We start from the raw sequence: 25,449 nt of genomic DNA, 5'->3' as shown, positions 1-25,449 counted from the left end.
AGGTGCAGCGAACGTTCCACCTCACGTGGGTGCTGCATCGTCCCGACGCCGTGACGGCGCTGGTCGAGCGTCCCGCAGCTGGTCCTCCGACCCGGACTGGGTGACCTTCACGACGGAGACCCGGCAGTCGGCGACGTCGACCGCGCAGGGCAGCTGGGCCGTCGTCCCACAGCGGGAGGGCGAGGCCCTGCTTGCGCGGTAGACGGACCTGCTTGGGGCAGCCGAAGGCGAAGCTTGGGTCAGCGGCGCTCGTCGAGCTCGTCGGCGACGCGGCGCATGTGCGTCTCGAGGTCGTCGAGCAGCCGACGCATGCCGGCTGAGAGTCGCGCCCCGGTTCGCGTGACGACGGCGAATGTGTCGTACATGGCCGGCTCGAATGAGGCGGTGTGCAGACCGTCCGGGTAGTACGGCAGCCGCGTGAACGCACTCGGCAGGTACGTGTCGCCGAGGCCCGCGGCGACGAGCCGCAGGGCGATGTCCTTGAGCTCGACCTCGACCTTGGGCTGCAGTCTTAGCCCGAGCGCCTGCGCGCGTTCGGCGAGTTGCCGGCGGATCGGGTCGTGGTCGGCGGACTCGGCGTCGTAGAAGATCAGCGGCGTGGCCGCGAGCCGCGCGATGGTCGCCGGCTCGCGTGTTCGCTCGGGGTCGGCGCTCACGTACACGACTTCGTCGCGCACGATCGGCCGCACGTCGAGCCGGTCGTCGTCGATCGGGAGCACGACCAGCGCGGCTTCGAGCTCGCCCTCGCGAACGCGGTCGGCGATGACCGACGAGTTCAGGCCGACGAACCGCAGCGAGACGTCGGGATGGGCGCGTAGGAACGCCAATGCCAGCTCATCGAGTCGCCAGGCCGCCGGGCCGCCGAACACGCCGATCGCGAGCGTGCCGGTCTGCAGCTCGGTCAACTCCGTGATGCTGGCGGCGGCGTCTTCGAGCGCCTGCAGGCTCCGCGTCGCGTGCTCGGCGAACCGGCGGCCGGCCTCGGTGGCCTGGACGCCGCGGCCCGCGCGCACGAACAGGTCCAGGCCGAGCGCGGCTTCGAGCTTGCGGATCTGCTCGGCCACCGCGGGTTGGGACACGCGGAGCGTCTCAGCGGCGGCGGTGAACGACCCCAGCTCGAGGGCAGCGCAGAAGCAGCGAAGCTGCTGAAGAGACAAAAGCTCTGCTTTGGACTGCGCCAAGCAACGGAGCCTACCTCAGGCCTCGCGAGGCCCCGATGATGCTCGACATGACTCGGGACGTGGTGATCGTGGGCGGCGGGATCGCCGGCCTGTCGGCTGCGTGGCGGCTGCGCCGCCACGACGTGCTGCTACTGGAGGCCGGCGACCGGCTGGGCGGCCGCATGCGATCGGATCCGTGCGGCGACTACTGGCTCAACTACGGCGCGCACCTGTTCCCTGCCCCGGGCACGCTCGTCGATCGGATCACCCAGGAGCTCGCGCTCGAGACCGTGCCGGTCACGGGCGGGATGATGGGCCTCGCCGTCGACGGCGCCGTCCTCGAGGGTGGGCGGGTGGAGTCCTACCCCTTCCGGTTGCCGCTGTCGGTGCGCGAGCGGGTGGCGTTCGCGCGCGCAGGCTTGAAGGTCCAGCTGGCCGTGCGCCGCTATCACGCCGCGCCCAACCGCTACGAGTTCGAGAACGACCGCACATTCGCGGAGTTCCTCGGTCCGCTCCCGCCCAAGGTACGCGAGATCTTCGCCTGCGCCGCACGACGGGCGACGGGCGAGCTCGACGAGCTCGCCGCCGGCGCCGGCATCGGCCTGTTCGCGCTCGTGTGGGCGGGCAAGGGGTCGCTGATCGCCCGCAACCTCCGCGGTGGAACCGGACAGCTGCCCGCGGCCCTCGGCCAGGTGCTGGGCGAGCGGGCGCGCACCAGCAGCCCGGTGGACGCGGTCCGGCCCGACGGCGATCACCTGGTGGTCCGGGCCGGCGACGAGGAGATCCGCGCTCGGCACGTGATCATGGCCGCGAACGCGCCGTTCGCCGCGCCGCTGGTCGGCCCGGTGGCTCCCCAGGCCGCGGACGCTCTCGCCAAGCTCACCTACGGCGCGTTCCTGAGCGTCGCCGTCGAGACCAACGAGACCTCCGCGATGCCCTACGACGGCGTCTACGCCATCGCGACGCCCGGCCGGACGTTCGACATGTTCACCAACCAAGCGCATGCGCTCCGCGTCGGCCCCCGACAGCCCGGCGGTTCGCTCATGCTCTTCACCGGCGCCCAGAAAGCCGCGGCCCTGATGCGCGAGAGCGACGAGGTGATCGCCGAGCGGTTCCTCGCGGACCTGCACGCGATGTACCCGGAGACACGCGGACGAATCGCGAAGGCGACGGTGCGCCGTTGGCCGCTGGGGAACGTCTACGCGAGCCCGGGACGCGGCGCGCTGCAACCCGCGCTGGAGGGCGCCTTGGGCACCCACGAGAACCTGCACCTGGCCGGCGACTACTTCGCCGAGCTGGGGACGATGGAAGCTGCCGCCCAGACCGGTATGGCGGCCGCCGAACGAGTGGAAGCACGAATCCGAGAGGTCACCCATGTCTGAGTTCCACGGCGTCCTGCCCGCGCTCATCACCCCCTTCACCGAGGACGGCAGCGCCATCGACACCGAGGCGCTCGAGGCGGGCGTCGAGCGCCTCATCGCCGCGGGCGTCGGCGGCCTGGTCCCCGGCGGCAGCACCGGCGAGTTCACGACGCTCAGCGTCGCGGAGCGCAAGCTCCTGGTCGAGACGGTCGTCGACACGGCCGCGGGCCGCGTGCCCGTCATCGCCGGGACGGGCGCGCTCAGCACGCGCGAGACGGTCGACCTGAGCGTGCACGCCGAGCAGGCCGGCGCCGCCGCGGTCATGGTCGTCCCGCCCTTCTACGACGCGCCGTCCTGGCGCGAGCTGAAGGCCCACTTCCAGGCCGTCGCCAACGCGATCTCGGTCCCGATCATGTACTACAACCTCCCGGGCGCCACGGGCGTCACGCTCACCGCCGAGCAGCTGGCCGAGCTCCCGGGCGTGACGTGTCTGAAGGACACCGGCGGCGACGCCACCGCTGCGCAGGAGCTGATCCAGACCGGCGGTCCCGTGGTGCTGAACGGCTGGGACACGCACACGTTCATCGCGCTCGCGTCGGGCTGCGAGGCCGTCGTGTGGGGCGTCGCCTCGATCGTGCCCGAGCAGTGCGTCGAGCTGCACCGGCTGCTCATCGACGACATCGACCTGCCGGCCGCGCGTGAGCTGTGGGCCCGCCTGTTCCCGCTGTGCCAGGTGCTCGAGTCGCTCAGCTACCCGGCCGCCGTCAAGGCCGCGGCGCGCCTCACCGGCTTCACCACCGGTCCGGTGCGCGAGCCGCTGCTCGACGTCGAGCCGACCGACGTCCAGCGCCTCGCCGCCGCGATCGAGCAGGCGACCGCCGCGCAGGCCGTGCGATGAGCACCGCCGTGGAGCCGCGGACGCTGCCCAACCTCGTCGGCGGCGAGCTGGTCGACGCGGTCGAAGGCCAGACGCGCGAGATCCTGAACCCGGCGAACGGCGAGACGATCGGACGCGTGCCCGAGGGCACCCAGGCGATGTCGAGCGGGCGCTCGACGCCGCCCGCGCCGCGCGGGTCGGCTGGCGCGACACCACCCCGCAGCAGCGGATGGAGGCCCTGCTCGCCCTTGCCGACGCCGTCGATGCGAACGCCGCCGAGCTGGCCGCGCTCGAGGTCGCCAACGTCGGCAAGCCGCGCTCGCTGGCCGCGGAGGAGCTGCCGATCTGCGCTGACGAGCTGCGCTTCTTCGCCGGCGCCGCGCGCACCCAGCACGCGCCCGCAGCGGGCGAGTACAGCCCGACTCACACGTCGTTCGTGCGCCGTGAGCCGGTGGGCATCGTCGGCCAGATCGCGCCGTGGAACTACCCGCTGATGATGGCCATCTGGAAGATCGCGCCGGCGCTCGCGACCGGCAACGTCGTCGTGCTCAAGCCGTCGGAGATGACGCCGCTGAGCACGCTGCGGCTCGCGGAGCTGGCGGCCGACATCCTGCCGTCCGGCGTGCTGAACGTCATCACCGGCGCCGGTGATCCGGTCGGCCGCGGGATCGTCACCCACCGCGACGTCTCGCTGGTCTCGCTCACCGGCTCCGTGCCGACGGGCAAGTGGATCGCCCAGGCCGCGGCCGACACGCTCAAGCGCGTGCATCTCGAGCTCGGCGGAAAGGCGCCCGTGGTGGTGCTCGACGACGCCGACCCCGCCGCGGTCGCCGCCGGCCTGCGGGTGGCGAGCTTCTGCAACTCCGGCCAGGACTGCACCGCGGCCACGCGAGTGATCGCCACGTCCGGCGTGTACGACGCGCTGCTCGAGGCGCTCGTCCCGGCTGCGGCCTCGTTGCGCGTCGGCGATCCTGCGGAGGGCGATGCGATCGAGATGGGCCCGGTCGTGTCGACGGCCCAGCAGCAGCGCGTGCTCGGCTTCCTCGACCGCGCGGTCGACGCGGGCGCGAACCTGCTGCTCGGCGGCTCCACCGGCCGCTCGACCGGCGCGTTCGTGGAGCCGACGATCGTCACCCGCGTCACCCAGGACGCCGAGATCGTCCAAGGAGAGGTGTTCGGGCCCGTGGTCACCGTGCAGCGCGTCGCCGACGCCGACGAGGCGATCCGCTACGCCAACGACGTGCCCTACGGCTTGGCCGCCTCGGTCTGGACGCGCGACGTCGGGACGGCCATGAACGCCATCCGCACGCTCGACTTCGGCTGCGTATGGGTCAACGACCACCTGCCGTTCCTGTCGGAGATGCCACACGGCGGCTTCAAGGAGTCCGGTTACGGCAAGGACCTGTCCACCTACGCGCTCGACGACTACACGCGCGTCAAGCACGCGATGATCAACCTGACCTGACTCACGCCCCGCCGTGCCGGCGGCTACGCCTGCCGACCGACGCCGGCGAGGTGCTCCTGCGCCTGGCCGGCGGCGCGGCGGCCGGCCAGGACGGCCCCTTCGAGGTAGCCCGGAAACGCCGGGGCGGTTTCCGTCGAGCAGAAGACGAGTCGGCCGCCGAAGTGAGGCAGGCGGAGCAGTGGCGTGCCGTAGTACCACGCCGTCGAGGAAGTCGCGACGCCCGCGGTGGTGTAACCGTCGGCGCTCCAGTCCGCGACGTGCACCTCGAGCGGAGCCGGAGCGCCAGGTCCCCACAGGCGTTCGACGTGCCCGCAGAACCGCTCGACGATCTCGTCCTGCGCGGCCCCGCCGAGCCGGGCCGCCGGCGCGAAGCCGAACAGGGCGGCCTGGTTCGCTTCAGGGCCGCTGTGATCATGGAACTCGCAGAAGGGCCCCGCGTGGCTGAGGGCGGCTCCCGCCCATCCGGCGTCACGCCAGAACGCCGTCGCGTAGCGGGCGACGACCTTCACGGTGTCGCTCATCCAGGTGTGCACGGCCCGCGCCGCGTCGACCACGCCGGGTGGTAGTGCCGGCTGGAAGTCGATCGACTCGACCGCGAGCCGGGGCGGGACGGCCAACAGCACCGTTGAGGCCACGTAGGTCTCGTCGTCGGTCGCGACCTCGGCGAGCGAGTCCGCGCGGAAGGTGATCGAGCGGACCGGGGCCGAGGTCTTGACCGTCAGTGAGCGCGCCAGCGCGAGCGGGACGGACTGCATCCCCTCGCGCAACCGCCGGCCCGGACGGTCGATCGGGTTCCCGTCCATCCGCAGCGCCTCGCCGGGGGCCCGCTCGATCAGCGCGTCGCCGTCGAGCACCTGCGGGTAGGTGGCCAGGCCGAGCGCCGCGACGGTCTCGGCGATCGCGGCCTGGCCGTCCCAGAACCACGTCGCTCCCAGGTCCAGCCAGCCGCCGACGCTGCTCGCCCGTCCGCCCACCCGCTCGCGGGCTTCGAGGCAGACGACGTCCACGCCACTCGCTTGCAGCGACGCAGCCGCGGTCAGGCCGGCGAGGCCGGCTCCGATGACGACGACCTCAGCTTCGTGCGGCACGGGCTTCGGGACTCCCAGGGTCGGTGACGCGATGCTCGGCGAGCAGAGCAGGAAGGATGGCGAGGGCCATGAGGCCGCCGGTCAGCGCGAGGGTGGAGTAACCGGCGCCCGCGACGACGAGCCCACTCGACAGGCCGCCGGTGGCGCCGGAGAGCGCGACCGCGACATCGATCGTCCCCTGCGTCTTCGCGCGCTGCGCGAGCGGAACGGCGTCTGTGACGAGCGCCGTCCCTGCCACCAGGCCGAAGTTCCAGCCGAGCCCGAGCAGCGCGAGGGCCACGGTGAGCAGAACCATCGAATCGGCGGGCGCGGTGGCAGCGATCACGCCCGCGAGCAGCAGCGTGCAGCCGCCGGCGGCGAGGATCGGCCTGCGCCCGAGACGGTCGACCAGCTGTCCGGTGAGCGGCGACGGCAGGAACATCGCGGCCACGTGGATCGAGATGACCAGCCCGGCGGCGCTGATGCTGTGACCGTGATCGCGCATGTGCACCGGGGTCATCGTCATCACCGCCACCATCACGAGCTGCGTGACGACCATCGCGACGGCCGCAAGCCTGAGCGAGGCGGCCGCGACCGGCGCCGCCGGGCTCGTGTCCTCCGCCGCGTGGCGCGCGCCGGCGGCGCGCGCGACGAGCAGCGGGTCAGGACGGAGCACGATCAGCACGGTGATCGCCGCCAGCGCGTAGGCCGCGGTGGCGAGGATGAACGGTCCAGCCAGCCGCGGGACGTCCAGCGCGGACGCGACGTCGCCCATCGGCTCCACGAGGTTCGGACCCAGGACCGCTCCCAGCGTGGTAGCGACGAGCACGGTGCTGACCGCTCGGCCGCGCCGGTCGGCGGGCGCGAGATCAGCGCCGGCGTAGCGGGCCTGCAGGTTGGTCGCCGTTCCCGAGCCGTAGAGCAGCAACGACGCCAGCAGCAGCGGGACGCTGTCGATGGTCGCGGCGAGCACGACGCCCGCGCCACCGATCGCGCCGACGGCATACCCGGCCGCGAGCCCGGGGCGTCGGCCCAGGCGCTGCGAGAGTCGGCCGACACCCGTCGCAGCCGCCGCGGACCCGAGCGTCAGCAACGCGGCCGGCAGGCCTGCGGTGCCGGTCGAGCCCAGCATGTCCTCGGCCAGCAGCGCGCCCACCGTGACGCCGGCGGCGAGCCCGGCGCCGGCCAGCACCTGCGAGACGAGCAGGACGCGCAACGTCCTGCGGTACAGCGCCTCGGTGCTCACCGCGCGGCGTCGCCCATGCGCCCGATGGCCTCGCTCAGGATCGCCGCGGAGGTCCCGAAGTTCAGCCGCACGTAGCCCGCGCCGCCGGCACCGAACGCGCGTCCGCAGTTGACCGCCACGCGCGCGCGGTCCAGGAACAGGCGGGCCGGGTCCGCGTCGAGCGCGCGGCAGTCGAGCCAGGCCAGGTAGGTCGCGTCCGGTGCGCGGTAGCCCACGTGCGGAAGCTCGTCGGCCAGGAGCCGGCCGAGCAGCGCTCGGTTGGCGACCAGCCCTGCTCGCAGCTCATCGAGCCAGGGCCCGCCGTCGCGGAACGCCGTGGTGTGGGCGATCACGCCGAGATGGCACGGCCCGTGGCTCAGCTCGGCCGGGAGACGGCGCAGGTCGTCGGCCGCGTCCCGGCCGGCGATCAGCAGCGCGGCCTTGATGCCGGCGAGGTTCCAGCCCTTGGACCCGGAGATCAGCGCGAACGCGCGGTCGTCGACGCTCAGGTACGGCGTGAACGTCGCCCCGTCCAGCACGAGCGGCGCGTGGATCTCGTCGGAGATCACGCGCGCGTCGTGGCGGACCGCGACGGCGGCCACGGCTTCCAGCTCGGCGCGGGTGTGCGCGACGCCGGTCGGGTTGTGCGGGTTCGCGAGCAGCAGGACCGGGCGCGGGGATCGGCGACGCGCCTCGGCGAGGGTCGCGTCGATCGTGGCCGGGTCCAGGCGACCCTCCGGGCCGAGCGGGGCCTCCAGCACGCGACGGCCGGCGCGCGTGGTGAACCAGTAGAAGGGCGGATACACGGGCGCGCAGACCACGACGGGATCACCCGGCTCGGTCAACAGCTCCAGCGCCTCGACCACGCCGGTCATGACGTCGGCGACCACCGCCGTGTTCGCCACGTCGAAGCTCCAGCCCCAGCGGCACGCGGCGAACTCGCGCACCGCCGCGGCGTACTCGCCACCGCACGGGTAGCCCGTGTCCCCGGCGTCGACCGCGGCGTGCACCGCGGCCGCGATCGGCGGCGCGAGCGTCACGTCCATCTCCGCCAGCCAGAGCGGCAGCACGTCGGCCGGGTACTTGCGCCACTTCTCGCTGGTGCGGGTGCGCAGTCGCTCGATCGAGAGCCGCTCGAGCGGGTTCCCCGAGGTCGCGGCGAACGTCGCGGTCATCACCGGCACACTAGTCCCGGACGCGAGCAAGGTTCTTGCCTTTCCTTGCCTGAGATCGGTCGGAGACGCTAGCTTCTTCCGCATCGACGCCATCGACCGCAAGATCCTTGCGCATCTCCAAGCGGACGGCCGCCTCACGCTCACCCAACTCAGCGAACGGGTGCGCCTGAGCCTCTCCCGCTGCCAGCGGCGTGTGCGCGAGCTCGAACGCGCCGGCGTCATCCGCGGCTACCACGCGCAGGTCGACCCGGCAGCCGTCGGCTTCGGCTTCGAGGTGCTCGTGTTCGCCTCGCTGAGCCACCCTGACGTCCCCGAGTTCGATGCCGCCGTGGGCGACGCGCCCCAGATCATCGAGGCCCAACGCCTGTTCGGCGACCCCGACTACCTCCTACGCGTCGTCGCCGCCGACCTCGCCGCCTACCAGCGGTTCTACGAGGAGACGCTCATCCGCCTGCCGGGCGTCAGCCGCATCAGCTCCACGATCGTGATGAAGCAGGTCGTCCCGACGCGCCCGCTCCCCGAAGCACCCTAGGCCGGCGGGCGCGCCGCGTGGACCTCGTCCAGCGGCGTGCCCAGCGTGTCGCCGACGTGGTGCGCGAGTGGCTCCGAGAACGTGTCCGTGTCGCCGGTACGCAGATGCTCGACCGTGATCGCGGCCGGCTCGCACGAACGAGCGATGGAAGGCGATGGTGGACTCGATGAACGCGCGCGCGTCGCCGCCCTCGAGCGCCTCCCGTTGAACGGCCACCTCGCCGCTCATCGTCATCGGCGGCAGCAGTGCGGCGCTGCGAGCAGCTCAGCAACCAGCACGCCGACGCCACCCTGACCTGAACCGCGCCACGTTCTTCATCACCCAGACCGTCGCCGCCGCCGAGGACGAAGTCGACGCCGCCATCAGCGGGTTCGATTCCTTCCACCCCATCGGCGGTGTCGGAACCCCGATGAAGATCGGCGACGACGCCGGCCCTGACCCCTTCACCGTTTGGCACTCAGTCCAGCGGCGTGGTCGCAAGGGGGTGAAGGGGTCAAAACGCCCCCGAGCACCCCCCAGAGATCAAGTCAGGCGCGATGCGCAGACGTGCCCTCAAACGACGAAAGCCCCGCGAACGCGAGGCTTTCGAGAGGAGCCGACACCCGGACTCGAACCGGGGACCCCTTCATTACGAGCGCACCAGAAATGCCACGTCCAGCCGCTTCAGGACGCTCCAGAGCCAACCTGACGCTCCTGAACGAGCCTGACGACGCCTGACGTGGCACGACGCGTGCCCCCAGAACGCCCCCAGAGTCCCAAGTGTTCGCGTCGGCGCGCGGAGCGGCGTGTGAGCGAGCGCGTGGCATGAGGCTTCGACATGATGCCGCTTCTGACGGACGTCGCCGGCTAGTCTCGCACCCCTTCACATCACTGAAGCCCGCCAAGCAGGGTCTTGGCGCAATCACATCGGCGCGTCAGCCGAGACCGACTCGGCTCAGCCACGCCTCGAGATCTCCCTCGGCGGAGGCGTCGCGCACCGTCTCGCCCTGGATCGCCAGTCCGGCGCCGATCCGTGCGCCTCGGCAAGTTCGGGCGTAGTCCTCTTCGGTATTGCCGAGGCCGCTCATGGCGTGCGTGGTGATGGGATGCACGGTCTTGTCGGTGAAGTCGTAGCTCTCGGTGAACGTGGTCATGATCATCGGCGCGCGCACGTTCCAGATCGGGCTGGCGAGCAGGATCGTGTCGTAGCGGTCGATCGCTCGCAGCGGGTTGGCGACCTCGGGACGTTCGTCGGCATCTTGTTCTCGCACGTTGCGCTCGACGGTTTGCTCGTAGTCGCGTGGGTAGGGCCGTGCGGCGAGGATGCGGTGCACGTCGCAGTCGAGCCGCTCGCGGATCATGCGGGCGAGGATCTCGGTGTTGCCGGTGCGCAGGTTGCGGCGGCCGCCGTACCAGTAGTTCTCGCCGGGCCGGGAGAAGTACGCGAGGAGGATGGTCCGGCGCGCTTCGGGCGTCGACGTCGCGGCGCCTGACGGGCGTACGGCTTCCTCCGACGTCGAGCATGCGCTGAGCGCGGCGGCAAGCGTGAGCCCTTCCGCGCCGAGGATGGCGCGGTGGAGCAGCGCGCGTCGTGACATGGCGGCCGGGTCAGATTTCAAGGCGTTGGTCCTCAAGGTCGATCTCGCGGGTGAGGGCGTGGAGGATTTCGTCGGAGACCTGGCCGTCGTCGCGCAGGCGGACGAGCTCCCGCCGTTGGGTGTCCAGGAGGTCTCGGACGGTGCGCTGGTAGGTGGCAGAGCGCTCGTCGAGGTTCTCGTCGGCTTCGAGCGCGCCGGCGCGTTGGGCGAGGCGGTTGTAACGGAACTCGTACATCGCGTGCAGCCGGTCCAAGCTGTCGGGCCGCGTCCAGTCCTCCTTGCGCAGCGTGTCGATGCGATGCAGCGCGGCACGGGCGGCGGCCTTGCGTGCGCGGAGCTCATCGAGCGCGGCGGACTCGTCTTCGCGGATGCCGAGGGTGCGGATGAGGGCCGGCAGCGTGACGCCCTGCAGCACGAGCGTGGCGAGGATCACGCAGAGCGTCAGCCAGATGATGAGGTCGCGCTCCGGGAAGTCTCGCGGGAGCGCGAGCGCGGCGGCGAGGGAGACGGCGCCTCGGAGGCCGCCCCAGGCGAGCACCATGCGCTCGCGCCAAGCGACGCGCATGGCGACCTGTCGAGGGCGTCGGTCGAGTGCGCGGATGAGGTACGGGATCGTGTGTGACCACAGCAGGCGGACGCCGATCACGACGGCGCCGGCGAGCGCCCCGAGCCCGATCAACGTGGCGGCGGATCGGTCTTGGTCTTCGAGCACGCTGGGCAGCTGGAGGCCGACGAGGACGAACAGCAGGGCGTTGAGCAGGAAGACGAGGACGTCCCAGAAGGCGAAGCTGCGTAGGCGGGAGCTGGCGGTGGAGTGCTCGGCGGCGCGGTGGCCGACGAGCAGGCCGACGGTGACGGCGGCGATGACGCCAGAGACGCCGAGTTCTTCGGCGGGGACGTAGGCGGCGAAGCCGGCGATGAGGGAGACCGTGACGCCGAGCAGGTCGTCGCCCACGATCCGGCGGAACACCCACAGCAACACCTGCGCGACGATGACGCCGACGACCACGCCGCCGACCACGTTCAGGACAAAGTCGCCGGCGGCGTCGAGCAGGCTGAAGGACCCGCCGACGGCAGCGGCCAGCGCGGTGCGGTACGCAACCAGCGCCGTGCCGTCGTTGATCAGCGACTCGCCCTCGATGAGGACGATCAGCCGGTGAGGCACGCCGAGCCGACGGGCGATGGTCACGGCGGCAAGCGGGTCGGTCGGGGAGACGATCGCCCCGAAGGCAAACGCCGCGACCCAGGGCATCCCGGGCACGACAGCATGCGTGACGACCGCGACGGCACTCATGGTGAGCAGCACCAACGCGCAGGCGTTCAGGGAGATCGCGCGCGCATTTGCTCGCAACTCGCGCAGGGACGCGAAGTACGCGGCGTGGAACAACAGCGGCGGCAGGACGATCAGCAGGACGAGATCTGGATTGAGCTCGACCTCTGGCACGCCGGGAACGAAGCCGAGCACGCTGCCGCCGAGGACGAGCAGGATCGGGTACGGGACGTCAAGGGCCGATGACAGCCAGGTCAACGCCGCCACCGCCACCAGCAGGAACAGCAGAACGAGCTCGACGTGTTCCATGTCCGACCCTGCTCAGCGCTCGGTCAGCGCGGACGTTGCCAGCTGCGGTGCGGCCGCGGCGTGACGCCGCGGATGGACGACCAGAGCGACGATGAGCGCGACCGCCAAGAGCACGGCGGCCACCGTGAGGGAGGCGGAGATGCGGTGGGCCAGCAGCGCGGCGCCGCTGAGCGTGTCGGAGTCGGCGGCGGCGAAGACCGCGACCAAGACGGCGAGGCCGAGGGAGCCGCCGATCTGGTGCGCGACGTTGGTGACCCCGCCGGCAGCGCCGGCGTCCTCGGACCTAACTCCGGTGAGCCCGCCCGCCGTCAGCGGGCCAAGCGAGCCTCCCTGGCCGATGCCGATGAGGATCATCGGGAGGGCGATGCCGGTGAAGTAGGACGTGTCCGGGCCGAGGCGGCCGAGCCAGGCCATGCCGATCACCGAGAGGGTGAGGCCGGCGATCAGCACGGTGGGGTTGCCGTAGCGGCGGGTCAGGTGCGGGATGACGAGCGCTGCGGCGAAGTTGGGCAGGGTGACGGGAAGAAAGGCCAGGCCGGCCTGCACGGGGCTGTAGCCGGCGACGCTTTGCAGCCACTGGGTCGTGAAGAACCAGAACGGGGCCATGGCGGCGAGGAAGAGCAGGCGCGCGGCGTAGGCGCCGGAGCGCTCACGACTGGAGAACAGTCGCAGCGGCATGACCGGTTGGGCGGCGCGGCGCTCGTTGGCGACGAACAGGACGAGCCCGAGCACGCCGACGGCGATCGTGACCAGCGTCAGCGGATCGGTCCAGCCGGCGTCGGCGGAGCGGACGATGCCGAAGACCAGGGCAGTCATGCCGAGCGTGGAGGCGATGACACCGGTGGCGTCAGTGGCGCCCCGCCGTGGAGTCGTCTCGGGGAGGAAGCGCAGCGCGGCGAGGATCATCGCCAGGCCGATCGGAGCGTTGATGAAGAAGCCGACGCGCCAGGACAGCCAGCCGGCGAAGATGCCTCCGACGACAAGGCCGACGGTGGCGCCGACACCGGCGACCGCCGCGTAGAGGGACACCGCGCGCGTGCGTTCGGGTCCTTCGGCGAAGCTGGTCTGCAAGAGCGCGAGCGTGGAGGGAGCGAGGATCGCGGCGCCGACGCCTTGGGCGGCACGGGCGGCGATCAGCCACAGTTCGGTCTGAGCGCTGCCGACGGCAACCGAGGCCAGCGTGAACAGCGCCAGGCCGATCGTGAACATGCGGCGGCGGCCAAACAGGTCACCGGCGCGAGCGCCGAGCAGCAGCAGCCCGCCGAAGGCGAGGAGGTAGGCGTTCTGGACCCAGGAGAGCGCGGTGGCCGAGAAGTCCAGCGTGCGATGGATCTGCGGCAGCGCGGTGATGACGATCGAGATGTCGAGCACGATCATCGCGTAGCTGACGAGCACGATCGCCAGCACCGGGCCGGTGCGCAGCTTGTCCGTGGTGGGCACGATCGTTGCCTACGGGACGAGCCGGAGCGTCGTCGTCCGGTGCTCGGCGTCGTTGATGCTGTCCACGATGCTGGCGTAGTGGCCGTACTTGGTGCGGTAAGCGGCGTCGACGGCGTCGTTGACCGCAGCGTCGGCGTCCTCGATCGCGACGTCCTTCTGCACGCCGCCGGCTCGGATCTGCGCCTGGTGGCTGGAGCGGGCGACGCCGTGCCACCCCTTGTTCGCGCCGTAGGCGGCGCGGACGTAGAGGTCGTCATCGACGCGCACGACCCAGATCGGGGTCGCGCGACGCAGCTCGCCGTTGCGGCGCACTGGTGCGATGGCGAGCTCTTGGACGCCGTCGATGCGGCGCAGTTCGTCTTCGGTCCAGGCGCCCATCAGATCGTCCCCACGCGCACGAGGGACTTGATCGCGCGGCGCTCGTCCATGGCGGCGTAGGCGTCGGCAATGCCCTCGAGGTCGGTCTCGTAGTTGAGGACCAGGCCGGGGTTGATGCGGCCTTCGAGCACGTCGGGCAGCAGCTGCGGGATGTAGACGCGGGCGGGGGCGCCGCCGCCGCGGACGCCGACGGTCTGGAAGAACATCTGGCTAATCGGCAGCTCGACGCCGTGTGGGACGCCGACGTAGCCGACCATCGAGCCGGCGCGGGCGATGCCGATCGCGGTCTTCATCGACTGGTCGGTGCCGACGCACTCCATGGTGGCGTCGACGCCGACGCCGTTGGTCATCTCGCGCACGGCCTCGATCGCCTCCTCGCCGCGGCCGGCGACGATGTCGGTGGCGCCGAACTCCGTGGCGAGCGCCTGGCGGTTGGCGTGGCGGCTCAGGGCAATGATGCGGTCGGCGCCGAGGCGCTTGGCGGCGAGCACGGCGGAGAGGCCGACCGCGCCGTCGCCCACGACCGCGACCGTGCCGCCCGCCTGCACGTTCGCGCAGACGGCGGCGTGGTGGCCGGTGGCCATGACGTCAGACAGCGTGAGCAGCGAGCGGAGCATCTCCTCGGAGTGGCCGCTGCCAGGGACGGTCACGAGCGAGCTGTCAGCGAGCGGCACGCGGACCGCTTCGCCTTGGCCGCCATCGCCGTTAGACGGATAGAAGCCCCCCGTCATGCACGCGGTGGTAACGCCGTGCTGGCAGTTGGGGCAGGTGCCGTCGCTGAAGGCGAACGGGGCGATGACGAAGTCGCCGCGCTTGACGTGGGTCACGGCGGCGCCGGCGTCTTCGACGACACCGACGAACTCGTGGCCGATCGGACCGGGCGCGAACTCGGAGTCGCCGCGGAAGTACCAGAGGTCTGAGCCGCACACGCAGGCCAGCACGACGCGGACGATCGCGTCGGTCGGCTCGACGATCACCGGGTCCGGCCGGTCGCCGACGGTGATCGAGCGGGGCTCGTTGAAGAGGGCTGCACGCATGACGGCCACTGAAGCGCGCGTGCACAGACGGCAAAAGGGTTCTGCGAACGGGGTACTGACAGGGCACCCTTTCTCGGCCTCAACGCGCCTAGCCTGGACAACGTGGACAGGACAGACGACATCGCAACGTTCCTGGCCTCGCGGCGTGCGAACGTCACGCCCGAGCAGGCGGGCCTGCACGTCACCGGCAAGCGCCGGGTTCCCGGTCTGCGTCGCGAAGAAGTCGCGACGCTCGCCGGCGTAAGCATCGACTACTACAAGCGGCTGGAGCGCGGACACCTCAGCGGCGTCTCAGACAACGTGCTCGAAGCCGTGGCCGGAGCGTTGCAGCTCGACGACGCCGAACGGGCGCACCTGTTCGACCTCGCCCGCGCGGTCAACCCGGCCGCGCCGCGGCGTCGCAAGCCGGCTGCAAAGGCTGTACGGCCCGCGGTGCAGCGCATCGTGGACGGGATGACCAACCCGGCGATCGTGCGCAACAGCCGGGTTGACTACCTGTCCGCGAACGCGCTGGGCCGCGCGCTGTATGCGCCGTTGTTCGAGAGCCGTGAGCAGCCGACCAACAGCGCCCGTTTCACGTTCCTGGACCCGGCAGCGACGGAGTTCTATGTCGATTGGGAGCGGGTCGCTCGTGACCTGGTTGCGCACTTGCGTTCACAGGCGGGCCGCAACCCGTACGACCCCGGCCTCACCGACTTGGTCGGTGAGCTGTCCATGCGCAGCGATGACTTCCGCACCTGGTGGGCGGCCCACAACGTGCGCTTCCACCAGACCGGCACCAAGAAGCTGCGCCACCCGGTGGTCGGCGAGCTCGAGCTCAGCTACGACGTGATGGAGCTGCCCGCCGACACCGGCCTGAGCATCAGCGTCTACAGCGCCGAGCAGGGCAGTCGTTCCGAGGAGGCGCTGAACCTCCTCGCCAGCTGGACGGCCACACCCGCCACTTCCCGCAGCTAAGCGCATCAACTCGAGACGAAAGGAGCCTCGACGATGGCCCCTGCAACCGCCGCTCCGTCACTGGAGCTCAACAACGGCGTCACCATGCCCGCCCTCGGCCTTGGGGTCTTCCAAAGCCCGCCGGAGGAGACCACAGCGGCCGTGCAGGCGGCACTGGGCGCCGGCTATCGCCATATCGACACCGCCGCGGCCTACGGCAACGAGCGCGAGGTCGGCGATGCCGTCCGCGCGTCCGGCCTCGATCGCTCTGAGGTGTTCCTGGAGACCAAGATCTGGATCTCCGACTACGGCTACGACGAGACCCTGCACGGGTTCGAGAAGAGCGCCGCCAAGCTCGGCGTGGAGCAGATCGACCTCCTAATCCTGCACCAGGCGCTGCCCTCGGCCTTCGACAAGACGCTCGAGGCCTACCGGGCCCTGGAGACGCTGCTGGCCGACGGCAAGGTCCGCGCGATCGGCGTCAGCAACTTCATGGTCAATCACCTGGAGCAACTGCTCGACCAAACGTCGGTCGTTCCGGCCGTAAACCAGATCGAGCAGCACCCGTACTTCCAGCAGGCCGAGGTCCAGGCCTTCGGCGAGCGTCACGGCATCCTCGCCCAGGCGTGGTCGCCGATCGGCGGCATCACCTTCTACCGCGACAGCGGCCACACGAGCACGCTCCAGGACCCGGTGATCACCAAGATCGCCGCCGCGCACGGCAAGACACCCGCTCAGGTGATGCTGCGCTGGGGGCTCCAGCACGGTCGCTCGGTCATCCCCAAGTCCACCAAGCCGGCACGCATCGCCGAGAACCTCGACGTCTTCGACTTCGAGCTCACCCCCGAGCAGCTGGCCGCCATCGACGGCCTGGAAACCGGCAAGCGCGGCGGCCCTGAGCCCGAGGACATCACGCTGGAGACGTTCGGCCGCGACATCCCGGAGGCCTGAGATGCAGTACCGCCCGCTCGGACGCACCGGCGTCCAGGTCCCCAGCCTCTGCCTCGGCACGATGATGTTCGGCGCCTGGGGCAACAGCGACCACGACGACTCGGTCCGCATCATCCACGCCGCGCTCGACGCCGGCGTCAACTTCGTCGACACCGCCGACGTCTACTCGGCCGGCGAGTCCGAGGAGATTCTCGGCAAGGCACTCAAGGGCCGCCGCGACGACGTCGTGCTCGCGACCAAGTTCTTCATGCCGATGGGCGACGACGTCAACCGGCGCGGGCCCTCGCGACGCTGGATCATGACCGCGGTCGAGGACTCCCTCCGACGCCTGCAGACCGATCACATCGACCTCTACCAGGTCCATCGCCCCGACCCGGCCGTCGACTACGAGGAGACCCTCGGCGCGCTCACCGACCTCGTCCGCCAGGGCAAGGTCCGGTACATCGGGTCCTCCTCATTCAGCGGCAGCCAGATTGTCGAGGCGCAGATCGCCGCCCGCGACCGCAACCTCGAGCGCTACCGCACCGAGCAACCGCCCTACTCGCTGCTCACGCGCAGCATCGAGCTCGACGTCCTCCCCACCGCCCAACGCCACGGCATGGGCATCCTCACCTACAGCCCGCTCGGCGGCGGCTGGCTGTCCGGGAGCTGGAGCGCCGACAGCTCGCCCACCTCACCGGCCCGCCAGCGCCTCGCCAAGCGCTTCGACATGGCCCTGCCCGAGAACCAGGCCAAGCTCGAAGCCGTCCAAGCGCTCCAGCAGGTCGCCGACGACGCCGGCCTGACCATGATCGAGCTCGCGATCGCGTTCGTCATCAACCACCCGGGCGTGACGTCGGCGATCGTCGGCCCGCGCACTATGGAGCAGCTCGAGAGCCAGCTCCCGGCCGCGGAGGTGCAGCTGAGCGCCGAGGTGCTCGACCGCATCGACGAGATCGTCAAGCCGGGCGTGACCATCAACCCGGCCGACACCAGCTACGGCGAGCAGGTCCTCGCCCCGGCCCTGCGGCGCCGCTAGGAGACCTCATGCAAATCACGCGGAGCAGCATGGATACCCAGAAGGGCCCGTCGGACTGGTTCACCGGGGACGTCTACATCGACGCCGTCGCCGCGCCCGCCGGCAGCTCGGTCTTCGCCGCCGCCGCGGTGCACTTCACTCCGGGGGCGCGTACGGCCTGGCACACGCACCCGCACGGTCAGACCATCTTCGTCACCGAGGGCGTAGGGCTCTGCCAGCGCGAAGGCGGTCCGCTCGAGGAGCTCCGCCCCGGCGACCGGGTGTTCTTCGAACCCGGCGAGAACCACTGGCACGGCGCCGCGCCGAACCGCTTCATGGTCCACATCGCCATGCAGCAGACCGACGCAAGCGGCAGCACGGTCAACTGGGGGCGGCACGTCACCGACGGCGAATACCCGAATGCCGGCTGAGCACGAGATCCGCGCCCTGTCCGACGCAAAGTGGCGCTGGGCCACCGACGGTCCGCTCGACCGGCTGGAAGACCTCTTCGACGACGAGCTGGTCTTCGTGCACCTCAACGGCCACATCACCTCCAAGCCAGAGTGGATGGGCGAGCTGCGATCGCAGCGCTTCGTCTACGACCGCATCGAGACGCACGAGACGTCTGTGCGAGTCTACGGCGACGCCGCGATCGTCGTGGCCCGCGGCACGTTCACGATCAACGGCGGCATGGTGTTCAAGCTCGTCTGCACCGAGGTCTACGCGCAGCGTGCCGACGGCTGGAAGCTCGTCAGCCTGCACGCCTGCCAAGACGGCTACTGAGCCGCTTCCGCGCCTGGGAGGTACTGCCGGTACCGGGACCAACAGGCTCCCTTACAACCGCCCGACAACGTGATTGGGTGAGGACGTCGTAGGCGCGGACGTAGGGGTGCGCGTCTGGCGTAGGCCGGCAGACGCCGGTGGAGAGGAGAGCGCATGTCCAAGGAGCTGCCGTGATCACCCGGCGTGCTCGTGCCCGCGTCGGCCTGTCCGGGGTCGCAGTCGCGGTGCTATTGACCGTGCCGGTGGGCGTCGCCGGCGCGCAGGGACAACCGTGGTTGGACCCCTCGCTGTCTCCCGAGGAGCGGGTCGATGCCCTGCTCCCGCAGATGACGCTGGAAGAGAAGGTCGCGTTGATGACGGGCGACCCGCCCCCAGGCACTGGCGCCTACTTCAACGCCGCGATTCCTCGGCTCGGAATCCCGGAGTTGCGCACCGTCGACATCGGTCCCGGCGTGCGCTTCGTGCAGTCGCCCACCACGGCGTTCCCGATGGACATCGCGCTCGCCGCCACCTGGAACAGCCGGTTGGCCGAGCGACTCGCCGCGGCGGTCGCCGACGAGGCGCGCGCGACGCGGCACAACATGGTGCTGGGCCCGAACGTCGACATCGCGCGCAACCCGTTCTGGTCGCGCATCGGTGAGACGTTCGGCGAGGACCCGCTCCTGTCCGGGGTGATGGCAGCACGCTTCGTGCGCGCGGCCCAAGCCGACGGCGACATGGCCGTCAACCTCAAGCACTACAACGCCTACACGCAGGAGACCAACCGTCGGCGCGGCGTGAACACGCAGAGCTCCGACGTCGACGAGCGCACGCTGCAAGAGATCTACACGCGCCCGTGGGCGCCCTCGGTGCGCGAGCAACTGGCCTCCGTCATGTGTGCCTACAACCGCATCAACGGCGAGCACGCCTGCGAGCACGGGTACCTGCAGGAGCAGGTGCTCCGCCGTCAGCTCGGCTTCGACGGCTTCATCCTCACCGACTTCGGCGCGTCGTACCACACCGTCGACTCGATCGAAGATGGCATGGATCTCGAGACGGGCACCATCGCCGCCTACGGGCCCGCGCTGCTCGCGGCGGTGCGTGCGGGCACGGTGAGCGAAGCGCTCGTCAACCAGCGCGTACGCAACATCCTGCGGATCTATTTCCGCAACGGGATCTTCGATCACCCACTGCCGGCCACGAATCAGCCCGTGGCCACGCAAGAGCACGGCGGCATGGCGCGCGAGATCGAGCAAGAAGCGATCACGCTGCTCAAGAACCGCAACGCCGCCCTCCCGCTGCAGCGCCCGCGCCAGCCGCAATCGATCGCCGTCATCGGCGAGGGTGCGACGTGGGCAGCGCAGCAGTGCTGCGCAGCGGCCATCCAGAATCCGACGTACACCATCTCGCCGCTGCAGGGCATCCGTCAGCGAGCGGGGAGCGGCGTCAGCGTCGGCTTCGAGCGAGGCTCGGACCCGCCCAACCCGGCGGATCTCGCGCCCGGTCCGGACGCGATCCCGTCATCGGTGCTCTCGCCGCCGGGCGCCGCCGGCCAGACCGGCGTCCGTGCCGAGTACTGGACCAACACGACGTTCGCCGGCACGCCGTTCATCACCCGCGTCGATCCTCGGCCGGCATTCGATCGCGGCGCCATCGCGGGCTTCGCGATCCATCCGGAGGCGGTCCTGGCACCCACCACCGCGCAGTCCGTCCGCTACTCGGGCACGATCACCCCGCCGCAGTCCGGCACCTACCAGCTGTCGCTCTCGGGCTTCGGCACCGGCCGACTGATCTTCGACGGGCGCCAGATCGTGTCGTTCACCAACCAGATCGCGCCGCGCGCGTACGTGTCGGCCCCCCAGCAGCTGGTAGGCGGGCGCGCATACACGTTCCGAGTCGAGTATGCGACCACGACGCCGCGCGACTCCTTGGACCCCGGCTCCGTCCGGCTGGGCTGGGTGGCTCCCGCAGGCGCGCTCTCGCCCGACATCCAAGCGGCGGTCAGCCTCGCTTCGCGCTCCGACGTCGCCGTCGTAGTGGCGGGGCTCTACGAGGCGGAATCGCGTGATCGCGGTGAGCTCGACCTGCCGACCGAGCAGGACGAGCTGATCGACGCGGTCTCCCGCGCGAACCCTCGGACGGTCGTCGTGCTGCAGAGCGGCGGCCCCGTGACGATGCCGTGGATCAACCAGGTCGACGGCATCATGCAGCTCTACTACGGCGGCGGCGAGCAAGGCCGGGCCCTCGCGGACGTCCTGTTCGGTGACGTCAACCCGTCCGGCAAGCTGCCGATCTCCTACCCGCGGTACGACTTCCAGCCGCAGGCGCTCGGCATTCAGAACCCGCTGCTGACCTCGGAGGTCTTCGACGTGCCCTTCACCGAGGGCGTGTTCGTCGGCTACCGCGGCTACGAGCGCGACCGCACCGCGCTGCAGTTCCCGTTCGGCTACGGGCTCTCGTACACCAGCTTCGGCTACACCGACGCCACGGCCTCCAACCAGGACGGACAGGTCAGCGTCAGCTTCACGCTGCGCAACACCGGCGAGCGCAGCGGCGCCGAGATCGCTCAGGTCTACGCGGGAACGCTCCCCACGAGCGTCGCGACCCCGCCCAAGCAGCTCGCGGGCTGGACCAAGGTGCAGCTGGCACCGGGCGAGAGCCGCACCGTGACGGTCCCGCTCGCGTGCAAGTCGCTCGCCTACTGGGACCCGGGCGCCAACACCGACGCCGGCAACAGCGAAGGCCAGGCGCACGCGACCAACCCCAACGGCACCGATCCCCCGAGCACCAACACCGACGGCAACTGGGTCACGCCCAACGGCCGTGTGACCCTGTACGTCGCTTCCTCGGTGTCCGACGTCCGTCTCACCACGACGGCGTCGCTGCGCGGCGGCACGTGCTCGGAAGGCAGCGACCTCGCGATCCTCGGCGAGGACGGCGGCGACGACAACGGAACCGGGGTCGGCACGACCGGCGCCGGCGTCCAGAACACAGCCACGGCCGTAGCGCCTCAGGGCACCGCGGGGGCTCCGGGGTCGACAGGTCCGCAGAGCCAGACCGGGGCCGTAGGGCCGGCCGGCGTGCAGGGACCGCCCGGGCCAGCGGGCCGTGCGACTTGCCGCCCGACAGGTGCGACTCGCGTGCTCTGCACGCTGCTGTTCGCGGACGGCAGTTGGTCGACGGCGCCCGCGAGCACCCGCACCGCGACGCTGCGGCTGCTCCACCGCGGCCGAACCGTCGCGACCGGCCACGCCGTGCTGCAGGCCGGGAAGGTGAACGTCCGCCTGAAGCGGACGCGCGCAGTGCGTCCGGGTTCGTACCGGCTGCAGATCACGGTCGCCGGCAAGAACCGGACGGTGGCCGCGACGGTCGCTCGCGCGAGTCGCGTGCGCCTGTGAACGTCTGATCGGGGGCGCCCACCATCGGGCGCCCCAGCGTCAGCTTGTCCACCACACTGTCCTCGGCCTCCATCTCGGAGTAGCGTTCTGGACCAGCTCCGTTGGAGGCTCGTAGGCAGGCTGTGGACACGAAGGTCGAGATCCGAGAGTTCCTGAGCGCGTGCCGTGCCAGGATCACGCCACGCGACGCGGGGCTGTCGACGCCGAGCGAGCACCGACGCGTCCCAGGCCTGCGCCGTGAGGAGGTGGCGATGCTCAGCGGCGTGAGCGTCGACTACTACACGCGGCTGGAGCGCGGCCACCTGAGCGGGGTGTCCGACAGCGTCCTTGAAGCCCTGGCTGCCGCACTTCAGCTCGACGACGCCGAGCGCGAGTACCTGCTCGCCCTGGCCCGCGTCGACACACCCACGGCCCATCGCACCGAGACCGCAGACCAGCAGGTCCGCGACAGCGTCCACAGCGTGCTCGAGGCCATGACCGCGTGCCCGGCGTACGTCCGCAACCACCGCCGCGAGATCCTGGCCGCCAACCATCTCGCCCGCGCACTGTTCTCGGAGGTGTACCGCACCCCTCGCCGGCCGGTGAGCCTGTGCCGGTTCATCTTCCTCGAGCCCCGCGCCCGCGAGTTCTTCGTCGAGTGGGACACGATCGCGCAGCAAGTCGCCGCCGCGCTGCGCACCGAAGTGGCCAACCACCCCGACGACCCAGAGCTCACTCGCCTGGTCGAGGACCTCCGCAGCGACAGCCGCGAGTTCCACGACCTGTGGGCCGAGCACCGAGTCCGACGACACGCCGCCGGGCTCAAGCGTTTCCATCACCCGGTGGTCGGAGAGCTCGAGCTCTCCTTCAACGCGATGGTGCTGGCCGCCGACAGCGGACTCACGCTGCTCGCCTACAGCGCCGCACCGGGCAGCCAGTCCGAACAGCGCCTCCAGGCACTGGCCGACTGGCAACCCGATCAAGAGGCGGTGGACGCTTCAGTCGGCTGAGACGGACCGCATCGCGCTAGCGGTCGATCGCCGCCTGCAGTCCCTCGGACAGCGGCGCGCCCTGGATGTCGATCGTCGCGAACGCCTCGTCGATCTCGCGCGTGTCGGACGGCGTCAGCTCCAGCTCGTCGGCCGCCAGGTTGTCGTCGAGATGCTCGACCTTGGTCCCACCCGGAATCGGAACGATGAACGGCTTGCGCGAGAGCAGCCAGGCGAGCGCAATCCGCGCCGGCGTCGTGTTCTTGCGCGCGGCCAGCTCCCGCAGGAAGTCGACCACCTTGAAGTTGGCTTCGAGCGCCTCCGGCGTAAAGCGCGGGAAATCCTTGCGCAGGTCGTTCGGGTCATCGAACTTCATGTCCCGGCCGATGGCGCCCGTCAGAAAGCCCTGCCCCAGCGGTCCCCAGGCGACGAAGCCGATGCCGAGCTCCTCACACAGCGCAAGCGTCCCGTCCTCAGGCTCGCGCTGCCACAACGAGTAGTGGTTCTGGAGCGCGGTGACCGGCTGGACGGAGTGCGCGCGGCGGACGTTGTCCAGGCTCGCCTCGGAGAGGCCGAAGTGCTTGACCTTGCCCTCCTGGATCAGATCGCCGACGGTGCCGGCCACGTCCTCGATCGGCACCTCTGGATCGACACGGTGCTGATACAGCAGGTCGATGCGGTCCGTGCGCAGCCGCTTCAGCGACGCTTCGACGACGTCGCGGATGTGCTCGGGACGGCTGTCGAGACCGATGATCTCGCCGTTGTCGTCGATCTTGAAGCCGAACTTCGTGGCGATGCGAATCTGATCGCGGACGGGCTCGAGCGCCTCACCGACCAGCTCCTCGTTCACGAACGGCCCGTAGCCCTCCGCTGTGTCGAACAGCGTCACGCCGCGCTCCAGCGCAGTACGAATGACGTTGATCGCCTCCGTCCGCTCCGTGGCGGGACCAAGGCCGAAGCTCAGGCCCATGCACCCAAGGCCGATCGACGAGACCTCGAGGTCTCGCCCAAGTGTGCGCATCTGCATTGCGCGTCCTCCTATTACGACTACGCGACGAGCGAACCGGATTCGAGTCGCCTTCTGCGGTGGCCTGAACGCCCGCTGCTCAAGTGGCGTGTGGCCCAGACGGCCGGCCCCTAGTGCGGTGACTCCTCAGCCGCTGAGTACGAGACTAGGGCCTCAAAGCGCGCGAAAGGGTGCCCTGTCAGAACCCCCTTGACCCTCGGCAGCGGCCGGGAAAAGGCTGCTCGATGACCTGGATACCAGCCGGCGCGACGCGCCGTCCGCACGAACACGACAACGGCGTCCGCCGGCGCAGCACCCTGCCGCACGAGCGCCTCGCCGCCTACTAGCGGGACGCCCACGACACGGAGAGGAGATGACCCCTTCACACGGGTCTCGAACACTTGCGTCAAAGCCCAGGAAGTACGCGGGCACGCGCAGGAGCAGGCGTTCTGGTCGTACGCTGACGACTCATGTCCGTGCCGCCGAACGATCTCGCGCTCGTACGACTCGCACTTGTGGCGTTCTCCCCGCGCCTCGCGGATCGCTGGAAGGACTGGGCGCTCAATATCGACGGTACGGAAGTCGTGTTCGCAGTCGCACAAGAGTCCGAGCATCAGACTGAGATCCTGGTACAGGCTGCCGTCCCGCTGAAGTATCCGCCGAAGGGCAGTGGCGGAGAGGTCTTCCTCCCCGAAAAGGAGCGCGTCGTGGCCGAGCGCGCGATCGAGTTCGCGGCGAATTTGGTCGCGGTCGGGCAAGGTCGCCGCCGACACATTTCGTCGCCGTGGCCGCCGGCTGTGCTTGTCAGTGCCGGTGATGCAGGGCGAAGATGGCTCGCGACACAGACGAGTTTGCGGCGTGGGAGGTTGAAGCGCGAGATTCGCACCAAGGACACGATCGACTTGCCGGAGACTGTGTTGCAACAGCTGGGCGACCGCGCCGACGGACTCTCCCTGATGGTTGAGGCGTTAGGCCAACGGTCAGCGATGGGTCGGTTCCGCGAGTTCGTGCGGTTGTTCGAGCGGGCTTTTAGATGTCCGCCCAAACGCCTAGCGGATCCGGTGGCCGCGTTTCTGCACAGCCGCTTCGGCTACGACAGGTCGGAGCTCGTCGGCTGGTTCGAGACCATGCGAGATCCCGCAACTCACGCCGACGCACGAAACGAGTTCTTGCTGGAGGCCGACGTCAGACCCGTCACCGATCGCATGGAACAAGCGGCATATGACGTGCTCGTCAACAAGGCGTCGTGGCGAAGCCCCGATGCGGAGCGGCGCGAACGTTGGTGCCCAACCTCAGGAAGCTTCAATGCCAACGGCGGGATGTTCATCCAGCAGCACACGACGCCGACGACGGACGGTCTCCTGTTGGACGAGTGGGGCGTCTGGCCGATGGCACTTGCGCACGGCGTCTTCAAGACTCGCCCGTCACATTGGTGGCCACAGGTCGACCCACGATCGTCAGATAGCGAAGGGTTCGAGATCCGGATCGTCGCCGAGCGGGATCTGAGGTAGTTTCGGGCCGCTCGCCCAGGCGGCGCGGAAGTTTGGACCGCGGATCG

The 25,449-nt window shown here is 70.4% G+C and carries 21 protein-coding genes and 1 pseudogene; 12 read left to right on the top strand and 10 right to left on the bottom strand.

Annotation, left to right across the window (positions count from 1 at the left end; genetic code table 11):
• Positions 1–239: 239 nt before the first annotated feature.
• The gene (locus C8N24_RS14205; protein WP_245971917.1) at positions 240–1,157 is read right to left on the bottom strand and encodes a LysR family transcriptional regulator; all 918 of its coding nucleotides are present in this window, start codon (positions 1,155–1,157) and stop codon (positions 240–242) included.
• Positions 1,158–1,228: 71 nt separating this feature from the next.
• On the opposite strand from C8N24_RS14205, the gene C8N24_RS14200 reads away from it, so the two are divergent.
• The 3 genes and pseudogenes from C8N24_RS14200 to C8N24_RS14190 all read left to right on the top strand — a co-directional run bounded on the left by C8N24_RS14200 (position 1,229) and on the right by C8N24_RS14190 (position 4,863).
• Positions 1,229–2,542 (top strand): protoporphyrinogen/coproporphyrinogen oxidase, encoded by a 1,314-nt coding sequence (locus C8N24_RS14200; protein WP_170179085.1) that lies wholly within the window; start codon positions 1,229–1,231, stop codon positions 2,540–2,542.
• Entirely contained in the window at positions 2,535–3,419 is an 885-nt protein-coding gene (locus C8N24_RS14195; protein WP_121250770.1) for a dihydrodipicolinate synthase family protein, read from the top strand. The genes C8N24_RS14200 and C8N24_RS14195 overlap by 8 nt, the downstream gene beginning before the upstream one ends.
• A pseudogene (locus C8N24_RS14190) lies at positions 3,416–4,863 on the top strand (aminobutyraldehyde dehydrogenase). Before C8N24_RS14195 ends, C8N24_RS14190 begins: the two are co-directional and overlap by 4 nt.
• A 23-nt stretch (positions 4,864–4,886) precedes the next feature.
• On the opposite strand, the gene C8N24_RS14185 reads toward C8N24_RS14190, so the two are convergent.
• Genes C8N24_RS14185 through C8N24_RS14175 form a run of 3 tightly spaced genes read right to left on the bottom strand, consistent with a single transcriptional unit; the run spans position 4,887 to position 8,330 of the window.
• Entirely contained in the window at positions 4,887–5,951 is a 1,065-nt protein-coding gene (locus C8N24_RS14185) for a flavin monoamine oxidase family protein (RefSeq protein ID WP_121250769.1), read from the bottom strand.
• Entirely contained in the window at positions 5,935–7,176 is a 1,242-nt protein-coding gene (locus C8N24_RS14180) for an MFS transporter (RefSeq protein ID WP_211339961.1), read from the bottom strand. Before C8N24_RS14180 ends, C8N24_RS14185 begins: the two co-directional genes overlap by 17 nt.
• Entirely contained in the window at positions 7,173–8,330 is a 1,158-nt protein-coding gene (locus C8N24_RS14175; RefSeq protein ID WP_121253199.1) for a MalY/PatB family protein, read from the bottom strand. The genes C8N24_RS14180 and C8N24_RS14175 overlap by 4 nt, the downstream gene beginning before the upstream one ends.
• Positions 8,331–8,412: 82 nt before the next feature.
• On the opposite strand from C8N24_RS14175, the gene C8N24_RS35345 reads away from it, so the two are divergent.
• Complete coding sequence (locus C8N24_RS35345; RefSeq protein WP_121253197.1) at positions 8,413–8,862, top strand: Lrp/AsnC ligand binding domain-containing protein; 450 nt, start codon at positions 8,413–8,415, stop codon at positions 8,860–8,862.
• 914 nt (positions 8,863–9,776) lie between these two features.
• Here C8N24_RS35345 and C8N24_RS14165 read toward each other — a convergent pair.
• Genes C8N24_RS14165 through C8N24_RS14145 form a run of 5 tightly spaced genes read right to left on the bottom strand, consistent with a single transcriptional unit; the run spans position 9,777 to position 14,873 of the window.
• Complete coding sequence (locus C8N24_RS14165; protein WP_211339959.1) at positions 9,777–10,460, bottom strand: flavodoxin; 684 nt, start codon at positions 10,458–10,460, stop codon at positions 9,777–9,779.
• A complete protein-coding gene (locus C8N24_RS14160; RefSeq protein WP_121250766.1) occupies positions 10,450–12,018 on the bottom strand; it encodes a Na+/H+ antiporter in 1,569 nt (522 codons plus the stop codon). Before C8N24_RS14160 ends, C8N24_RS14165 begins: the two co-directional genes overlap by 11 nt.
• Positions 12,019–12,030: 12 nt before the next feature.
• A complete protein-coding gene (locus C8N24_RS14155) occupies positions 12,031–13,458 on the bottom strand; it encodes an MFS transporter (RefSeq protein ID WP_211339958.1) in 1,428 nt (475 codons plus the stop codon).
• Positions 13,459–13,467: 9 nt separating this feature from the next.
• Positions 13,468–13,836, bottom strand: a complete 369-nt coding sequence (locus tag C8N24_RS14150; protein WP_121250765.1) for a DUF2255 family protein — start codon at positions 13,834–13,836, stop codon at positions 13,468–13,470.
• A complete protein-coding gene (locus C8N24_RS14145) occupies positions 13,836–14,873 on the bottom strand; it encodes a zinc-dependent alcohol dehydrogenase family protein (RefSeq protein ID WP_121253193.1) in 1,038 nt (345 codons plus the stop codon). Before C8N24_RS14145 ends, C8N24_RS14150 begins: the two co-directional genes overlap by 1 nt.
• A 102-nt stretch (positions 14,874–14,975) precedes the next feature.
• Here C8N24_RS14145 and C8N24_RS14140 point away from each other — a divergent pair, with 102 nt between their 5' ends.
• From C8N24_RS14140 to C8N24_RS14110, 7 genes are all read left to right on the top strand, one after another.
• The gene (locus C8N24_RS14140; RefSeq protein ID WP_121250764.1) at positions 14,976–15,830 is read left to right on the top strand and encodes a helix-turn-helix transcriptional regulator; all 855 of its coding nucleotides are present in this window, start codon (positions 14,976–14,978) and stop codon (positions 15,828–15,830) included.
• A gap of 33 nt (positions 15,831–15,863) precedes the next feature.
• Positions 15,864–16,760: an aldo/keto reductase gene (locus C8N24_RS14135; RefSeq protein WP_121250763.1), complete on the top strand. Its 897-nt coding sequence runs from the start codon at positions 15,864–15,866 to the stop codon at positions 16,758–16,760.
• 1 nt (position 16,761) lies between these two features.
• Entirely contained in the window at positions 16,762–17,778 is a 1,017-nt protein-coding gene (locus tag C8N24_RS14130; RefSeq protein ID WP_121250762.1) for an aldo/keto reductase, read from the top strand.
• A gap of 8 nt (positions 17,779–17,786) precedes the next feature.
• Positions 17,787–18,188 carry a (R)-mandelonitrile lyase gene (locus tag C8N24_RS14125; RefSeq protein WP_121250761.1) on the top strand — a complete coding sequence of 134 codons (402 nt, stop codon included), beginning with the start codon at positions 17,787–17,789 and terminating at the stop codon, positions 18,186–18,188.
• Positions 18,178–18,540: a nuclear transport factor 2 family protein gene (locus C8N24_RS14120; protein WP_121250760.1), complete on the top strand. Its 363-nt coding sequence runs from the start codon at positions 18,178–18,180 to the stop codon at positions 18,538–18,540. The genes C8N24_RS14125 and C8N24_RS14120 overlap by 11 nt, the downstream gene beginning before the upstream one ends.
• A gap of 170 nt (positions 18,541–18,710) precedes the next feature.
• Entirely contained in the window at positions 18,711–21,917 is a 3,207-nt protein-coding gene (locus C8N24_RS14115; protein WP_147447796.1) for a glycoside hydrolase family 3 C-terminal domain-containing protein, read from the top strand.
• Positions 21,918–22,039: 122 nt separating this feature from the next.
• The gene (locus tag C8N24_RS14110; RefSeq protein ID WP_121250758.1) at positions 22,040–22,906 is read left to right on the top strand and encodes an MmyB family transcriptional regulator; all 867 of its coding nucleotides are present in this window, start codon (positions 22,040–22,042) and stop codon (positions 22,904–22,906) included.
• 16 nt (positions 22,907–22,922) lie between these two features.
• On the opposite strand, the gene C8N24_RS14105 is transcribed toward C8N24_RS14110, so the two are convergent.
• Positions 22,923–23,912 carry an aldo/keto reductase gene (locus C8N24_RS14105; RefSeq protein WP_121250757.1) on the bottom strand — a complete coding sequence of 330 codons (990 nt, stop codon included), beginning with the start codon at positions 23,910–23,912 and terminating at the stop codon, positions 22,923–22,925.
• Positions 23,913–24,361: 449 nt separating this feature from the next.
• Here C8N24_RS14105 and C8N24_RS14100 point away from each other — a divergent pair, with 449 nt between their 5' ends.
• The gene (locus C8N24_RS14100) at positions 24,362–25,402 is read left to right on the top strand and encodes a hypothetical protein (protein ID WP_147447795.1); all 1,041 of its coding nucleotides are present in this window, start codon (positions 24,362–24,364) and stop codon (positions 25,400–25,402) included.
• The last annotated feature ends 47 nt before the right edge of the window (positions 25,403–25,449 follow it).

It is taken from the genome of Solirubrobacter pauli (genome assembly GCF_003633755.1).
Lineage (GTDB): Bacteria > Actinomycetota > Thermoleophilia > Solirubrobacterales > Solirubrobacteraceae > Solirubrobacter > Solirubrobacter pauli.
Note: the sequence above shows the minus strand (reverse complement) of the source record. Positions and strands in the feature narration are given on the sequence as shown.

Bases quoted from the DNA above. Each gene is read 5' to 3' on its own strand.
- C8N24_RS14105 (WP_121250757.1), bottom strand. From the start codon at position 23,912: ATGCAGATGCGCACACTTGGGCGAGACCTCGAGGTCTCGTCGATCGGC.
- C8N24_RS14145 (WP_121253193.1), bottom strand. From the start codon at position 14,873: ATGCGTGCAGCCCTCTTCAACGAGCCCCGCTCGATCACCGTCGGCGAC.
- C8N24_RS14100 (WP_147447795.1), top strand. From the start codon at position 24,362: ATGTCCGTGCCGCCGAACGATCTCGCGCTCGTACGACTCGCACTTGTG.
- C8N24_RS14125 (WP_121250761.1), top strand. From the start codon at position 17,787: ATGCAAATCACGCGGAGCAGCATGGATACCCAGAAGGGCCCGTCGGAC.
- C8N24_RS14160 (WP_121250766.1), bottom strand. From the start codon at position 12,018: ATGGAACACGTCGAGCTCGTTCTGCTGTTCCTGCTGGTGGCGGTGGCG.
- C8N24_RS14150 (WP_121250765.1), bottom strand. From the start codon at position 13,836: ATGGGCGCCTGGACCGAAGACGAACTGCGCCGCATCGACGGCGTCCAA.
- C8N24_RS14175 (WP_121253199.1), bottom strand. From the start codon at position 8,330: ATGACCGCGACGTTCGCCGCGACCTCGGGGAACCCGCTCGAGCGGCTC.
- C8N24_RS14195 (WP_121250770.1), top strand. From the start codon at position 2,535: ATGTCTGAGTTCCACGGCGTCCTGCCCGCGCTCATCACCCCCTTCACC.
- C8N24_RS14200 (WP_170179085.1), top strand. From the start codon at position 1,229: ATGACTCGGGACGTGGTGATCGTGGGCGGCGGGATCGCCGGCCTGTCG.
- C8N24_RS14135 (WP_121250763.1), top strand. From the start codon at position 15,864: ATGGCCCCTGCAACCGCCGCTCCGTCACTGGAGCTCAACAACGGCGTC.
- C8N24_RS14120 (WP_121250760.1), top strand. From the start codon at position 18,178: ATGCCGGCTGAGCACGAGATCCGCGCCCTGTCCGACGCAAAGTGGCGC.
- C8N24_RS14130 (WP_121250762.1), top strand. From the start codon at position 16,762: ATGCAGTACCGCCCGCTCGGACGCACCGGCGTCCAGGTCCCCAGCCTC.